12 protein-coding genes and 2 pseudogenes are annotated in these 14,929 nt (G+C 70.4%); 7 read left to right on the top strand and 7 right to left on the bottom strand.

Annotation, left to right across the window (positions count from 1 at the left end; genetic code table 11):
• Nucleotides 1-36 precede the first annotated feature (36 nt).
• The 3 genes from KM842_RS08990 to KM842_RS08980 all read right to left on the bottom strand — a co-directional run bounded on the left by KM842_RS08990 (nucleotide 37) and on the right by KM842_RS08980 (nucleotide 3,001).
• Nucleotides 37-585 (bottom strand): PH domain-containing protein, encoded by a 549-nt coding sequence (locus tag KM842_RS08990; RefSeq protein ID WP_216257665.1) that lies wholly within the window; start codon nucleotides 583-585, stop codon nucleotides 37-39.
• Between the two features lie 178 nt (nucleotides 586-763).
• Nucleotides 764-1,243 (bottom strand): peroxiredoxin, encoded by a 480-nt coding sequence (locus KM842_RS08985; RefSeq protein WP_216257664.1) that lies wholly within the window; start codon nucleotides 1,241-1,243, stop codon nucleotides 764-766.
• A 75-nt stretch (nucleotides 1,244-1,318) separates the two neighbouring features.
• A complete protein-coding gene (locus tag KM842_RS08980; RefSeq protein WP_216257663.1) occupies nucleotides 1,319-3,001 on the bottom strand; it encodes an ABC transporter family substrate-binding protein in 1,683 nt (560 codons plus the stop codon).
• Between the two features lie 143 nt (nucleotides 3,002-3,144).
• Between KM842_RS08980 and KM842_RS08975 the strand changes: the two genes are divergently transcribed.
• The 3 genes from KM842_RS08975 to KM842_RS08965 are packed head-to-tail and all read left to right on the top strand — an operon-like array spanning nucleotide 3,145 to nucleotide 7,371.
• Entirely contained in the window at nucleotides 3,145-4,128 is a 984-nt protein-coding gene (locus tag KM842_RS08975) for an ABC transporter permease (RefSeq protein WP_216257662.1), read from the top strand.
• A 1-nt stretch (nucleotide 4,129) separates the two neighbouring features.
• Nucleotides 4,130-5,140 carry an ABC transporter permease gene (locus KM842_RS08970; protein WP_216257661.1) on the top strand — a complete coding sequence of 337 codons (1,011 nt, stop codon included), beginning with the start codon at nucleotides 4,130-4,132 and terminating at the stop codon, nucleotides 5,138-5,140.
• A 26-nt stretch (nucleotides 5,141-5,166) separates the two neighbouring features.
• Nucleotides 5,167-7,371, top strand: coding sequence for an ABC transporter ATP-binding protein (locus KM842_RS08965; RefSeq protein ID WP_216257660.1), 2,205 nt, complete (start codon nucleotides 5,167-5,169; stop codon nucleotides 7,369-7,371).
• A gap of 75 nt (nucleotides 7,372-7,446) precedes the next feature.
• Here the strand turns inward: KM842_RS08965 and KM842_RS15860 are convergent, their stop codons facing one another.
• Nucleotides 7,447-8,115 (bottom strand): hypothetical protein, encoded by a 669-nt coding sequence (locus KM842_RS15860; RefSeq protein ID WP_253206061.1) that lies wholly within the window; start codon nucleotides 8,113-8,115, stop codon nucleotides 7,447-7,449.
• 205 nt (nucleotides 8,116-8,320) lie between these two features.
• A pseudogene (locus KM842_RS16040) lies at nucleotides 8,321-8,962 on the bottom strand (alpha/beta fold hydrolase); the annotation flags it as partial.
• A 693-nt stretch (nucleotides 8,963-9,655) separates the two neighbouring features.
• On the opposite strand from KM842_RS16040, the gene KM842_RS08950 reads away from it, so the two are divergent.
• Nucleotides 9,656-9,877 (top strand): hypothetical protein, encoded by a 222-nt coding sequence (locus KM842_RS08950; RefSeq protein ID WP_216257656.1) that lies wholly within the window; start codon nucleotides 9,656-9,658, stop codon nucleotides 9,875-9,877.
• A gap of 176 nt (nucleotides 9,878-10,053) precedes the next feature.
• Here KM842_RS08950 and KM842_RS16035 read toward each other — a convergent pair whose 3' ends face one another.
• Nucleotides 10,054-10,326, bottom strand: a complete 273-nt coding sequence (locus tag KM842_RS16035) for a CPBP family intramembrane glutamic endopeptidase (protein WP_367397718.1) — start codon at nucleotides 10,324-10,326, stop codon at nucleotides 10,054-10,056.
• Nucleotides 10,266-10,802: a hypothetical protein gene (locus tag KM842_RS08945; protein WP_367397724.1), complete on the bottom strand. Its 537-nt coding sequence runs from the start codon at nucleotides 10,800-10,802 to the stop codon at nucleotides 10,266-10,268. The genes KM842_RS16035 and KM842_RS08945 overlap by 61 nt, the downstream gene beginning before the upstream one ends.
• A gap of 171 nt (nucleotides 10,803-10,973) precedes the next feature.
• Here KM842_RS08945 and typA point away from each other — a divergent pair.
• From typA to KM842_RS08930, 3 genes and pseudogenes are all read left to right on the top strand, one after another.
• A pseudogene (gene typA, locus KM842_RS08940) lies at nucleotides 10,974-12,895 on the top strand (translational GTPase TypA).
• 115 nt (nucleotides 12,896-13,010) lie between these two features.
• The gene (locus tag KM842_RS08935; RefSeq protein ID WP_216257654.1) at nucleotides 13,011-14,204 is read left to right on the top strand and encodes an amidohydrolase; all 1,194 of its coding nucleotides are present in this window, start codon (nucleotides 13,011-13,013) and stop codon (nucleotides 14,202-14,204) included.
• Nucleotides 14,205-14,271: 67 nt separating this feature from the next.
• A complete protein-coding gene (locus KM842_RS08930) occupies nucleotides 14,272-14,817 on the top strand; it encodes a hypothetical protein (protein ID WP_216257652.1) in 546 nt (181 codons plus the stop codon).
• Nucleotides 14,818-14,929: the final 112 nt, after the last annotated feature.

The raw sequence follows: 14,929 nt of genomic DNA, 5'->3' as shown, positions 1-14,929 counted from the left end.
CGCTCCGCGGACGCGGGCCGCTCGGTCGGCGATGCGTCAGAGGCGCGCGCCGGCGAGGCTGGCCGCGATGCCGAGCACCACGAGCGCGGTGACCGCCCAGCCGTGCACGCGGTGCACGATCGGCGCCGCGGTCACCGTCGCCGGGGGTGCACCGTCGTGCACGACCGGCGCGGGGACGAACGCGCGCATCTCGGCGGCCGCATCGTCGACGCTGACCGGAACCGTGCCTCCCGGCCGGACGACCGCCAGGCGAGCCGTGCTGCGCGGCGCGATCCAGACCCGCTGCTCGCCCTGGTCGGTGACGACCTCGAGGCCGTACTTCGTGCGCACGTCCTGCACTCGCCGCCAGGCGAAGCGGGTGGTGCGGCGGACGTCCACGACGACCAGCGCGTCCTCGTGGAGCTCGATCCGCGGACGCCAGAGGACCACCCAGGCGAACCAGGCGGTGAAGAGCGACGGGACCGGGACGAGGAGCGCGGCGCGCGGACCGTTGGTGACGAGGCCGATGACGACGAGGGCGACGGCGACGACCCAGAGGGCGATCGCGAAGCGACGCATGGAGGTCGCGACGATCCGGACTGGCATGCGCCCCAGCCTAGGAGACCGGTCCGGCGCGCTTGACGAGAGCGCCTCCTCGGGACCGGCCGCCGAGCGGGTCAGAGCGACCGAGCGCGTACCGGCAGGAGTCCCGACGTCCCGAGGAGGCGAGCCCGGAGGTCTGCTGGGCCACCATCGTCGCTCCGACCGGCGGCGCTGTCAACGGTCAATCGACGAGGAGGTCGACCTGCGCGCGGATGGTCTCGGCCGAGGGGAACCGCAGGCCGACGAGCCCGATGTGGCGCCACCGCACGATGCCGTCCGGTCCGATCACGAAGACCGACCGTCGGAGGCCGAGGCCGGGCGCCCGCACACCGTAGGCGCGGATCACGTCGCCGCCGACGTCGGCGAGCAGCGGGAAGGTCAGGGAGGAGCCGCGTGCGAACCCCTCGTGCGAGTCGAGGCCCTGCGGGCTGATGCCCCAAACCACCGCACCGACGTCGCGGAAGTCGTCGAGTTCCTGCTGGTACGAGCAGAGCTGCGCGGTGCACACCGGGGTCGCGTCGCCCGGGTAGAAGGCCAGGACGACGGGGCGCCCGACCTCGGCGTCGAGCGAGTACTCGTCGTCGGTCCGGACTCCGCCGCGGACGATCATGCCGGGGAGGGTGAAGCCCGGCGCCGCGGACCCGATCTCGGGGATGGCCATGGCGCCACCCTACGGCGGGATGACGACGGAGGGGCCGAGCGCAGCGCGCTCGGCCCCTCCCCGGTCGTCAGTCGGCTACTTCGTGAAGCCGACCTTCGTCCAGTCGATGTTCTGCGCACCCGCGAACGCGCCGTAGTTGGCGAGCTTCGGGTTCTGCGCGACGAGCGCCGGCTTCGCGGTGATCGGCATCGAGTGCCCGATCGCCCAGACCTGCTCGTCGATCTTGTTCCAGACGGCGTTCGCCTTGTCGGAGTCGGGCTCCGAGAGCGCCTGCTTGGTCAGCTTGTCGATCGCGTTCGAGCTGACCCGGCCGTAGTTCTGGCCGGTGTCGCCCGAGGTGTAGATCGTCGCGCTGCTGGAGTGGAACCCGGTGCCGCCCCAGACGAAGATCGTCATGTCGTAGTTGCCGGGCGTGACGTACTGCTCGAAGAAGTCGTCGGTGGCGACGGACTTCAGCGTGAGCTTCACGCCGATCTCCTTGAGCTGCTGCTGCATGACCTGCGCCAGCTGCTGCGAGGTCGGGGCGCCGGACGGGATGGTGATCGCGATCGTGAGCGGCTTGCCACCCTTCGCGCGGTAGGTCCCGTCGGTCTTCCACCCGTCGTCGTCGAGCAGCTTCTTCGCCTTCTCGACGTCGAACGTGGCGTTCGGGTCGATGTTCGACTGGTAGCCCTTGTCGGTCGACAGGAACAGGTGGTTGTCGAGCGTGCCGAGCTTGTAGGGCAGGGTGCCGCCGATGACCTGCGCCAGCGCGTCGCGGTTCACGGCGTGCTGGATCGCGAGCCGGAGCTGCTTGTCCTTGAGCAGGCCCTTCGACGAGAAGTCGACGTGCGTGTACTGGGCCGACGTCGACGCGAGGATCTTCGTGTTCTTCGCGTCCTTCACCCGGTCGAAGCGCTCGGACGTCGTCGTGAGGACCGAGTCGATCTCCTTGTTCAGGTAGGCGTCCACGTCGGCGTTGCCGTCGAGGGAGCGGAAGACGACCTGGTCGAGCTTCGGCTGGTCACCCCACCAGTTGTCGTCGGGCTTCATCGTGACGGTGCCGGCGGTCTCGTCCAGGTCCGTGATCTCGTACGGACCGGAGGACACCGGGACCTTGCCCTTGTAGGCGTTGTTGAACTGCTCCGGCGTGCTGGTCTGGCTGGCCGGGTAGAGCGGGCTGAACAGCGACTTCCAGTCCGAGAACGGCGTCGCGAACGTCACGACGACGTCCTTGTCGGAGGCGCCCTTGGCCACCGACTCGATGTCCTCGTACCCGGTCGACCCGGCGACGAGGTACTCGTCATCCGTCCCGTTCGTGGTCTTCCACTCGTTCTCGAAGTCGCGCCAGGTGATCGGCGTGCCGTCGTTCCACTCCGCCTGGTCGTTGATCGTGTACGAGATCGTCAGCGGGTCCTCGCTCGTGACCTCGGCCTTCGAGACGTAGTCCGTGTTCAGCGTCGGTGCGCCCTTGCCGTCGATCGTGTAGATGAACGGCATCGTCGCCTGTTCGATCGTCGACGCGTCGACGAGCGGGCCGTCGACCTGGTTGTAGTTCCACTGCGAGATCCACTGCGAGATGGGCAGCCGGAGCGTGCCGCCGTCCTCGAGGTCGGAAACCGGCGCGGCGTTGATCTGCGCCGACGTGGGCAGTGTCTTCTTGCCCGAGTCGTCCGAGCCGGAGGCACCGTTGCCGCCGGACCCACCCGAGCAGCCGGTGACGGCCAGCGCGATGCCGGCGAGGGCCGCCGTCACGGCGAGGACTTTCCTGTGCTTCATGTCGTTCCCCTCTGGAAGTTGTCGATGAGCCTAGGCCCCTCGGCGGGGGTAGACGGCGTTTTCTGTATCCGGAGTCCTTTCGTTACACGGATGGACGATCCGCGACATGTACCGGAAACAAACCGGGCTCTAAGGTGGCCTCCATGATCCGCTTCCTGGGGCGGCGACTCGTGTACTACGTCGTGCTCGTGTTCCTCGCGACCTCGCTGACCTACTTCCTCGCGTCGGCGACGTTCAGCCCCCGTTCCGTCTATGCGCAGCGCAACCCGGCCCCGTCAGCACAGGTCATCGACGCCAAGCTCGACTCGATCGGCGTCAACGACAAGACGCCCGTCGTCGTCCGGTACACGCACTGGCTCGGCGACGTCGTGCACGGCGACCTGGGCCAGACCATCCAGGACCGCTCGGTCAACGAGCAGTTCTTCCCGCGGCTGGGGGTGAGTCTCCGGCTGCTGCTCGTCGGGTCGGTCGCGGGCATCGTGCTCGGGGTGCTGGTCGGCGTGTGGAACGCCATCCGGCAGTACCGGATCTCCGACCGGGTCAGCGCGGCGATCTCGATCGTGCTGTTCTCCACGCCCGTCTTCCTGACGGCGGTGTTCCTGAAGATCGGTGCGACGAAGCTCAACCAGGACGCCGGCACGCAGCTCATCAACTTCACCGGCGAGGCGACCCCCGGGCTCGACGGCACCCCGTGGACGCTGCTGCTCGACCGCGGCGCGCACCTGCTGCTGCCGACGATCTCGATCGCCGTCGGCCTCATCGCGATCTACAGCCGGTACCAGCGGGCGACGATGCTCGACGTGCTCGGTTCGGACTTCCTCCGGACCGCCCGGGCGAAGGGGCTCACCCGCGGCCGGGCGACCTTCAAGCACGGGCTGCGGACCGCGCTCATCCCGATGACGACGCTCTTCGCCTACGGCTTCCTCGGCATCCTGACCGGTGCCACCCTGACCGAGAAGATCTTCGCGTGGAACGGGTTGGGCTCCTGGTTCATCGACGCGGTGAACAACAACGACGTCAACGTGGTCACCGCCTACACGCTCTTCGCGGCGGTGGTGGTGCTCGTCGCCGGGTTCCTGGCGGACGTCGCGACGGCTGCGCTCGACCCGCGCGTCAGGAGGGCTTGAGATGACCGACACCCGGATCGAACCCGTGGACCCGACGCTCGTCGCCCGCAGCGACACACCGGCCCGCTCGACCCGCCAGGGCAACCGGGCAGTGCAGACGGTGCGCCGACTCTTCATGAACCGAGGCGCCGGCATCGGTGTCGTCGTGGTCGTGCTGCTGTTCGCCTTCGCCTTCCTCGGGCCGCTCGTCAGCCCGTGGCAGTACTCGCAGATCGACTACACGTCCTTCACCCGTCCGCCGAGCGCCGCGCACTGGTTCGGCACGAACGGCATCGGCCAGGACGTCTTCGCCCAGACCGCCCGCGGCATGCAGAAGAGCCTGCTCATCGGCCTGCTGGTCGCGGTGTTCTCGACCGCCATCGCCGCGATCACCGGCGCCGCGGCCGGGTACTTCGGCGGCTGGGTCGACCGCATCGTGATGTTCTTCGTCGACATGCTGCTCGTGCTGCCGTCGTTCCTCATCATCGCGATCATCAGCCCGCGCATCCAGAACGCCGGGTGGATCGTCCTCGTGGTGCTCATCACCGTCTTCGGCTGGATGATCACGGCACGGGTCGTCCGGGCGATGACGCTGTCGGTCAAGGAGCGCGAGTTCGTCCGGGCCGCCCGCTACATGGGCATCGGGCCGTTCCGGATCATCTTCCGGCACATCCTGCCGAACGTGGCGTCGTTCCTGATCATCGACGGGACGATCCAGGTCGCCACGGCGGTGCTCGGGGAGACGACGCTGAGCTACTTCGGGTTCGGGGTGCAGGCACCGGACGTCTCGCTCGGCACGCTCATCGCGCAGAACCAGGCGAACGCCCTGACCAGCCCGTGGCTGTTCTACTTCGCCGCCGGGGCGCTGGTGGTCTTCGCCATCGCCGCCAACCTGATCGGTGACGGGCTCCGCGACGCGCTCGACCCGACCTCGACGACGGGCAAGCGCGAGAAGCGGAACCGTCGGCGTGACCAGAACCAGGCGGCCGTCGACGTGGCCGCCCTGAACACACAGGCCGGATCGGGCGCATGAGCGTCGCGGACGACCGGGGAAGCAGCATGAGCACCATCACGAACGGGTCGACGACGGCGACGACCAGCACGGAGCCGATCCTGCGCGTGCGCGACCTGCACGTGCGCTTCCCGACCCCGCGCGGCACCGTGCACGCCGTCCGCGGCGTCGACCTCGATCTCCGGCGCGGCGAGGTCCTCGGCATCGTCGGTGAGTCCGGGTCGGGCAAGTCGGTCACGAGCATGGCCGTCCTCGGGCTCCTGCCGGACACCACGAGCATCAGCGGCTCGGTGGAGCTCGACGGCGAGGAACTGCTCGGTCGCTCCGACAAGCAGATGAGCCGGCTGCGCGGCGACAAGGTCGCGATGGTGTTCCAGGACCCGCTGTCGGCGTTCACGCCCGTCTACACGATCGGCGACCAGATCGCGGAGACCGTGCGGCTGCACCGGGGCGCGTCGAAGGCCGAGGCCCGCGCCCGCGCGATCGAACTCCTCGAGCTCGTCGGCATCCCCGAGCCCGGTCGCCGGGTCGACGCCTTCCCGCACGAGTTCTCGGGCGGCATGCGGCAGCGCGCGATGATCGCGATGGCGATGGCCAACGACCCCGACGTGATCCTCGCCGACGAGCCCACGACCGCGCTCGACGTGACCATCCAGGCGCAGATCATCGAGGTGCTCCGGACCGCCCAGCGGGAGACCGGCGCCGCGCTGGTGTTCGTCAGCCACGACCTCGGGGTCATCGCGGGCATCGCCGACCGGATCGCGGTGATGTACGCGGGGCGGATCGTCGAGACGGCCTCGGCCGAGGAGCTCTTCGCCCGTCCGCGGATGCCGTACACGATCGGCCTCATCGGCGCGCTCCCGCGCCTCGATGCCACCGACCGGTCGCCGCTCGTGCCGATCCCGGGGTCGCCGCCGTCGCTCATCGACCTGCCGGACGCCTGTCCGTTCGCGGCCCGGTGCCCGCTGGTCAGCGAGGTCTGCCGGTCGACCGAGCCCGTGCTCGCACCGCCCGTGATCGTGGACGGGGCACCGGCCGGCGCCGACGTGACGGCCGCGACCAGCGCCTCCCGGCCAGCCGAGCCCGGCACACCGCTCGACCACACCGCCGCCTGCCACCGCACCGCCGAGGTCGCCGCCGCGCACGCGGACGCCGGGCGCATCTTCTCGCTCCCGGTGATCCCGGACCACGGCGCCGTCTCGCCCACCGCACGCGCCGACCGCGAGCCGGTCGTGCACGTCGACGGGCTCACGAAGACCTTCCCGCTCGTCAAGGGCGCGGTCTTCCGGCGGAAGGTCGGCGAGGTCTACGCCGTCGACGGCGTCGACCTGGACATCCGACGCGGCGAGACGCTGGGCCTCGTGGGGGAGTCCGGCTCCGGCAAGTCGACGACGCTGCACCAGCTCATGGACCTCGAGCGGCCGGAAGCGGGTGCGGTCGAACTCTTCGGGGAGTCCCTGGCCGACGCAACCGCCCGCGGCGCTGCGGGCACACGAGCGCTCCGCCAGCGCATCTCGATGGTGTTCCAGGACCCGTCCGCCAGCCTCGACCCGCGCATGTCGGTGTACGACGTCGTCGCGGAACCCCTCCGCGCGATCGGCGCCCCCGCGTCGCGCATCGCCGACCGGGTGCCCGAACTGCTCGAACTCGTCGGGCTGCAGGCGGCCGAGGCCGACCGGTACCCGCACGAGTTCTCCGGTGGTCAGCGGCAGCGCATCTCGATCGCCCGGGCGTTGGCGGTCGAACCGGACCTCGTCGTGCTCGACGAGCCGGTGTCGGCGCTCGACGTGTCCATCCAGGCCGGCGTGCTCAACCTGCTCGCCGAGCTCAAGGCGCGCCTGGGGTTGTCCTACCTGTTCGTGTCGCACGACCTCTCGGTCATCCGCCACGTCGCCGACCGCGTCAGCGTCATGTACCTCGGCCGGACCGTCGAGGAGGGCGCCGTCGACGAGGTCTTCGAGCGCCCGATGCACCCCTACACGGCAGCGCTCATGTCGGCCGTGCCGGTGCCGGACCCGGCGGTCGAGCGAGCACGGAAGACGATCCTGCTGCCGGGCGACCCGCCCAGCCCGACCGAGCGTCCGACCGGGTGCCGGTTCCGGTCGCGCTGCCCGCTCTACTCGCTCCTCCCCGAGGACGAGCGGCGCCGCTGTGAGCAGGACGAGCCGGAGAAGGCGCCGCGTCGGGGCGAGGACGTCGACCACCGGGCGGCGTGCCACTACCCCGAGAAGGTGCCCTCGATCGCGGCGTAGCGGGATGCCGGACAGGAGGCTGTGCGCACGGACCGCGCGCCGCCTCCCGTCCGTCCCTGGCTCGCGGCCGCCCGTTCAGATCTTCGGGTGGTTGACGACCGGGTCGTCCCAGGTCGGCGGCTCCGGGTACTCACCGGGAGAAGAGCGATCCGGCCATCGCAGTGATGCTCGGCCGAACACCGCCCTCGCGAGTGCGTTGGCGTTGTTGGTCCAGAAGAGGTCACTCGACACGGTGAGGGAGTAGCGGCCGCTCGGTTGGATGAAGTACTCGACGTGCCAGCCGTCACGGACGCTGCCGACGAGGTAGTAGGTGTCGGCGATCCGCTCGATGTGCATGTCCGCGCCGCGGTGCTCGAAGTAGTCGATCATCGGGTCGAGGTCTGCTCTGGAACCCGTGGCTCCCTCCGGGGTCCAGGCTCTGCTCGACTCGAGGAAGTAGCTGTTGTCGACGTCCGCGCCGGGAAGGGGAGCGCGGCCGTCGCCACCGATCTGCGGGTTGTCGTCGCCACCGTTCCAGTCCCACTCCCCCTCGTGGACCGCGCGCTGTGCCGCAGCCAGTACTCGTTGCATCTCCTCGTAGTGCTCCCGGTACCGGTTGAATTCCTGGCGCAGATCGAGTTCCGAGACATCGGCACGTGTTAGACCGGCTGCGTCCTTCGGCATGGGTCTTCCTCCTGCTGTGCAGCTGACCGTCAACCCGAGGATCAGGGCAGCGACGGCGATCGCGAGCAGTTTTGTGGTCATGATCTGCATCGTGGCTTCCCGTTCGCGATGATCTCGGCGATGTGGCGTGCAGCCGTCGACCCGGACGAGAGGTACCCGACTCCGTGCTCTGGGTGCATGTCGTGGCCCGTGACTGCCTTCGTACCGGGGCAGCTTCGGATGAGAAGACCTCGACCTCGGGGAGATTCCGAGGATCCGTTCGCGTTGACCGACCGAGGGCCGCAACGTGGTCGTTCTGACCCTCGGTAGCGAACACACGGTCGACGTTGAGCTGGTCCGGCTTCGTCGCGTCGGTGAACCCGACCGAGCCGTACGTGACGAATGAGTCGATCCGGTGACGTGTCTGGGCGAGTGCTTCCGCAGCTGTCGTCGATCCGTAGGAATGCCCGAGGACGGTGACCGAGCGCGGAGGGGAGTCCGCGCGACTGTCCACGGTGCCGTCGAGGAACGAAGCCAGGTTCGCCCCACCGGTGCTCGCTCGGCCTTGGCCGGGTACCTCGGGGAAGGACGGCGCTCGGTAGCCGAACCAGGAGACGACAGCGAACGACGACTCCTGGCCCTGACGTGCTGCCGTCGAGAGGAGCCCGTGTGCAGCACGCACCTTCTCCGGAGCACTCCCGACCGTCGTCGTCGCGCCCGGTACGTTCACCGTCACGTTCGAGGCCGTGTCGAGGTCCCCGAGCGAGATCGCCGCGACGAGCGCGCCGTTCGAGGCTCCGAACCCGACCAGCTGCGCGACCTGCGCCGACGGCGGGGCGAGCCTGGCAGCCGACTGGTCAGCGCGTTCGAGCCCGTCCCGCAGCGCCTCGACCTGCCGCGTGAACTCCTCGAGGCCGACCGCGCCGTACGTGTACGGGAGCCCGAGCATCCGGTACACCCGCCCCGGATCCGCGACCGCTGCTCGGAGCACCGCGCGGGAAGCGGTGTCCCGTACCGCTGCCGGGAGCCCGTCGAGCCCGGCGAGCTGGAGCTTCGTCGTCAGCGGCAACGCGTCGACGTCCTGGCCGGACAGGCCGAGCGCACGCCAGGCCGCCGCGACCTCGACGGTGGTCGACGACGGGTCGAGGACACGCTCGAGCTCCCGGGGCAGTCGGGACGCCCCGGCCACGTCGAGCACGCCGTCGGACAGTGACCCGCCTCCCGCCGCGGCAAAGGCGTCCGCGATCCGCTCCAGCCACGCAGCGTCCGCGGCGTTCTCGGCGAGGTGATCCTCGAACCCCGACACGAGGGTCGCGTCGCCCACGGGCACCCACGCGCACGTCCGGGTGAAGGTCACCCAGCCGTTCCGCACCCGGTTGAGTTGTTGGGCGGTGGCCGCGTCCTGTGCACGGGCGCGAGCAGCGGCCCGGCGAAGGCGCTCCGGGTCCGCGCCGCTGCGTCCGCCGGAGCCCCCGCTGCTCGTCCGGACACGGGTGCGCGCGCGGAACCGTGCCGTGAGCGGCGTCGGGCGGACCGGCGTCTCGGACGGCTCCGGGTCGACCACCGCGTCGCTCCAGTCCAGCGCGGGTCGCAACGGTGCCCCGACGCCGACGAGCACCCGGTCGCGCTGCCGTTCACGCTCGTGCCAGGCTGCCAGGTCGTGCTGCCGACGCTGTTCGTCGTGTGCCTGGCGCCGTACGACGTGGAGCTGCCCGGCGAGGTCGTCGAGCGCCCGGACCAGGCGGACCCGGTCCTCCGACTCGATCGTGTGCGCCTGCTCGAAGAGTCGTGCGTACGCGCCGTGGAAGTCGTGCAGCGCGTCCTCGGCGCTGGTGCGTCGTCCGGCGGCACCCGCTCGGAGTGACAGTGCGACCTCGGTCGCACACGTGAGCAGCCGCACGGCCGCGGCGTCGTCGAACTCGATCCCCATCGTCCCCCACATCGCTCGTGCTGATGCGTAGAACGTAGCATTTCAGCGTCGGGGCGGACGAGCGGTCGAGGGAGCAGTGGAGAACGGCGCCCCCGCACCGCCAGGGCGCCTCAGGAGAACAGGCCGGGGAACGCCCGCGCGACGAAGGGGTAGGCCACGAAGACGGTCGCGTCGAGCAGCACGTGCGTGATGACGAGGGGGAGCAGCCGGCCCCACCGCGTGTAGATCCACCCGAACACGACGCCCATCACCGCGTTCCCCACGAACGCCCCGAACCCCTGGTACAGGTGGTAGCTCCCGCGCAGGACCGCGGTGGACAGGATCACCTGCCACCGACCCCACCCGAGGTCGCCCAGCCGGGAGTAGAGGTAGCCGACGACGATGACCTCCTCCTGCAGCCCCGACCGGACGGCCGAGAGCAGCAGGACCGGGATCGTCCACCAGTACGAGTCCAGTGCCGCCGGTCGACCGCGACCGTGATGCCGAGCGCCCGCCCGCCGAAGTAGAGGGCGAGGCCGGGGATGCCGATCCCGAGCGCCATGAGGGCCGCGCCGCCGAGGTCGGGCCGGACGCGGAACCGGTCGATGCCGAGTCGCCCGAGGTGCGGGCGCGACGAACTCCAGAGCAGCATGCAGACGAGCGCGACGGGCGCGAGGTCGACCGCGATGCCCAGCAGCTGCCGTGCGAGGTCGACGTACTGCACGGTCGTCGTCGAGCTGTTCAGCGCCGTGCTCTGCTCGCCGAGCGGTGTGGTCTGCGACAGGTCGTCGATGATCTGGAGCACGGACCAGAGCGCGCTGGCGCCGAGCGAGAGCATGAGCACGACCGTGATCTCGGTCCACGTTCGCCGTCGGCTCATGTGCTGTACTCCTCCTGGTTGCGGACTACCGGTAGACTGGCGAGTCGGGCATGGTCCCGAACTCCGTCGGGCACCGTCCCGCACTCCTCGGGCTCGTCCCGAACACCTTCGGGCCGGTCCCGAAACCGGGCGCTCGCCCGATCATCTTCCGAACACAAAAGGATGTCCTGTATGGCGCTCGCCACTCGGTCCGACCTGCGCAACGTCGCCATCGTGGCACACGTCGACCACGGCAAGACCACCCTCGTCGACGCGATGCTCACGCAGACCAACTCGTTCGACGCCCACTTCGAGGGCGAAGACCGCATGATGGACTCGAACGACCTCGAGCGCGAGAAGGGCATCACCATCCTCGCGAAGAACACCTCGGTGCTCTACAACGGGAAGCACGCCGACGAGTTCAACCCGGGCGGCCGCATCACCATCAACGTGATCGACACCCCGGCCACGCCGACTTCGGTGGTGAGGTCGAGCGCGGCCTCTCCATGGTCGACGGCGTCGTCCTGCTCGTCGACGCGTCCGAGGGCCCGCTGCCCCAGACGCGCTTCGTGCTCCGCAAGGCCCTCGCGGCCAAGCTCCCGGTGATCCTGCTCGTCAACAAGACGGACCGCCCGGACTCCCGCATCGACGAGGTCGTCTCCGAGTCGCAGGACCTGCTCCTCGGTCTGGCCTCCGACCTGTCGGACGAGGTCGAGGACCTCGACCTCGACGCCATCCTCGACGTGCCCGTGGTCTACGCCTCGGGTCGCGCCGGCGCCGCGAGCCGCAACAAGCCCGAGGACGGCACGCTGCCGGACAACGACGACCTCGAGCCGCTCTTCGAGGCGATCCTCCAGCACGTCCCGGCCCCGACGTACGACGACGCCCACCCGCTGCAGGCGCACGTCACCAACCTCGACGCCTCGCCGTTCCTCGGCCGCCTCGCGCTGCTGCGCATCTTCCACGGCACGATGAAGAAGGGCCAGACGGTCGCGTGGGTCAAGCACGACGGCACCGTCGTCAACGCCCGCATCACCGAGCTCCTCATCACCAAGGCGCTCAACCGCTTCCCGGCCGAGTCCGCGGGCCCCGGTGACATCGTCGCCGTCGCCGGCTTCGACACGATCACCATCGGTGAGACCCTGAGCGACCCGGAGGACGTCCGTCCGCTGCCGACCATCACGGTCGACGACCCGGCGATCTCGATGACGATCGGCACGAACACCTCGCCGCTCGTCGGCAAGGTCAAGGGCCACAAGCTCACCGCCCGCTTGGTCAAGGAGCGCCTGGACCGCGAGCTGGTCGGCAACGTCTCGCTCAAGGTCGTCGACATCGGCCGTCCGGACGCCTGGGAGGTCCAGGGCCGTGGTGAGCTCGCACTCGCCATCCTGGTCGAGCAGATGCGTCGCGAGGGCTTCGAGCTCACGGTCGGCAAGCCGCAGGTCGTCACCAAGCGCGACGAGAACGGCAAGCTCCAGGAGCCGTTCGAGCACATGACGATCGACACGCCGGAGGAGCACCTCGGCGCGATCACGCAGCTCATGGCCGCGCGCAAGGGCCGCATGGAGAACATGACGAACCACGGCACCGGCTGGGTGCGCATGGAGTTCATCGTCCCGTCGCGTGGCCTCATCGGCTTCCGCACGTCGTTCCTCACCGAGACCCGCGGCACCGGCATCGCCAACGCGATCTTCCACGGCTACGACGACTGGGCCGGTTCGATCCAGACCCGCATCAACGGCTCGATCGTCTCCGACCGCTCCGGTGTGGTCACCCCGTTCGCCATCACGAACCTCCAGGAGCGGATGACGTTCTTCGTCAACCCGACCGAGGAGGTCTACGAGGGCATGGTCATCGGCGAGAACTCGCGCGCCGACGACATGGACGTGAACATCACCAAGGAGAAGAAGCTCACCAACATGCGGTCGGCCAACGCCGACACGTTCGAGTCGATGACGCCGTCCCGGCAGCTGTCGCTCGAGGAGTGCCTCGAGTTCGCCCGCGAGGACGAGTGCGTCGAGGTCACCCCGGACGCGGTCCGCATCCGCAAGGTCGAGCTCGACGCGCAGGCCCGCCAGCGCAGCTACGCCCGCCTGAAGCGCCAGGACGCGTAGCACCCAGCACCGCCAGGAGGCCCGTCCTCCGTCCGACGGCCCGGTCACCTCTGCAGGTGGCCGGGCCGTCGGCGTCCGTGCCGGAGGTGTCCGGAGCGGGGGATACGGTGGACGGGTGACTCTCGACCTGCTCTCGATCTACCAGGACCTGCACGCCCACCCGGAGCTCGGCTTCCAGGAGCACCGGACCGCGGGTGTCATCGCGGACCGTCTCGCCGAGATCGGCGGGATCACGGTGACCACCGGCGTCGGCGGCACCGGGGTCGTCGGTGTCCTCGAGAACGGCGACGGTCCGGTCGTGTGGCTCCGCGCCGACATGGACGGCCTGCCCGTGCAGGAGCGCACCGGGCTGTCCTACGCGAGTACCCACCGCGGGACCGACGAGGACGGCAACGAGGGCCCGACCATGCACGCCTGCGGCCACGACATCCACGTCACGTGGCTGCTCGGTGCCCTCGAGCGGCTCGTCGCCACCGCGCCGGAGTGGCGCGGCACGGTCGTCGCGGTGTTCCAGCCGGCGGAGGAGGTCATCTCGGGTGCCCGGGCGATGATCGAGGACGGCCTCGTCGAGCGCTTCCCGACCCCGTCCGTCGTGCTCGGCCAGCACTCCGCCCCGGCGCCGGTCGGCATGGTGGCGGTCGGCTCCGGCGCCGTGATGGCCTCGAGCGACCGGTTCACCGTGACGTTCAACGGCCGCGGGGCGCACGGCTCCGCACCGCAGGCGTCGCTCGACCCGATCGTCACCGCCGCCTCCGCCGTGGTCCGGCTCCAGACGATCGTGTCGCGCGAGGTCGGCCCGAGCGACGCCGGCGTCGTCACGGTCGGCGCGTTCCACGCCGGCACCCGGCCGAACATCATCCCGGACACCGCGGTCATCGAGATCTCGACCCGCGCCCGCAACGAGGAGACCCGCGAGCGGATCATCGCCTCGATCGAGCGCATCGTCCGTGCCGAGAGCGAGGCCGGGGGACTGGCCGCCCCGACGATCCAGCGCGCACCCGGTGCCGACGTCCTGGTCAACGACCCGGCGCAGGCGGCGGTCGTCCTCGAGGCGCTCCGTGCCGTCGTGCCCAGCGCCGTGGACATGGAGTCCGGCCTGGCGATGGCGTCCGAGGACGTCGGCCAGCTCGCCACCGCGGCCGGCGCACCGATCGTCTACTGGTTCACCGGCATCACCGACCCGCAGCTGTTCCGCGACGGCGCCGACATCCCGAGCAACCACTCGCCGTTCTACGCACCGCAGGCCGAGACGTCGATCCCCGTCGGCGTGGACGCCCTCGTCGCCGGCACCCGCGCGTACCTGTCCTGAGCGGCGGCGCGGCGACTTCCCAGCGAACGCTCCACGAGTCCGGCGTCCGGCCGGTTACGGTACCCGCATGCGTCACCCGATCCGTTCCTCCCTCACCGCCGCCGTCGCCGCCGGCATCGCCCTCGCGGGCCTGAGCGCGTGCTCCTCGGACGCCGTGCGGCAGGCGACGGACCTCGGCTCCTCGGTGGCGTCGTCCGTCTCCGAGGGGGTCGAGGGCATCGACGGCGCCGCGATCCAGCAGGGCATGGCGAACGTCGCCGGGGGCATCGACGGCGCGCTGGACACGGCGCTCAAGGGTGCGCACGTGACGAGCGACGGCCAGGTGCCCGACGGCTTCCCGTCGTCGTCGGTGCCCCTGGTCGACGGCACGGTCCTCGGCGGCGGCTCCGGACCGGCCGGGTCCGGGTGGGTCGTGCAGGTGCGGACGGCGTCCGTCGACGACTTCGCCGCGGCGGCGGGCCAGCTCGCCGACGCCGGCTTCACGAAGTCGGCCGAGCGCGCGGACACGTCGAGCGCCTTCGGCATCTTCCGGAGCGACGACCACCGCGTCGTCCTGACGTTCTCGGCGGCCGACGGCGGCGCCACCGCGACGTACATCGTCACCACCCGCTGACCGGAGGAGCACCGGGCCGCGGGACGACCGGACCGGAGGCGGTCCGGGCCGGAGGCGGTCCTGGCCGCTGGGCGGACGGGGTGCCCACCGCGGGCACCCGGCTCCCGGACGC

Origin of the sequence: Curtobacterium sp. L6-1, assembly GCF_018885305.1 — a bacterium.
In the GTDB taxonomy this organism is placed as follows: domain Bacteria; phylum Actinomycetota; class Actinomycetes; order Actinomycetales; family Microbacteriaceae; genus Curtobacterium; species Curtobacterium aetherium.
This window is presented reverse-complemented; position numbering and strand designations above follow the sequence as displayed.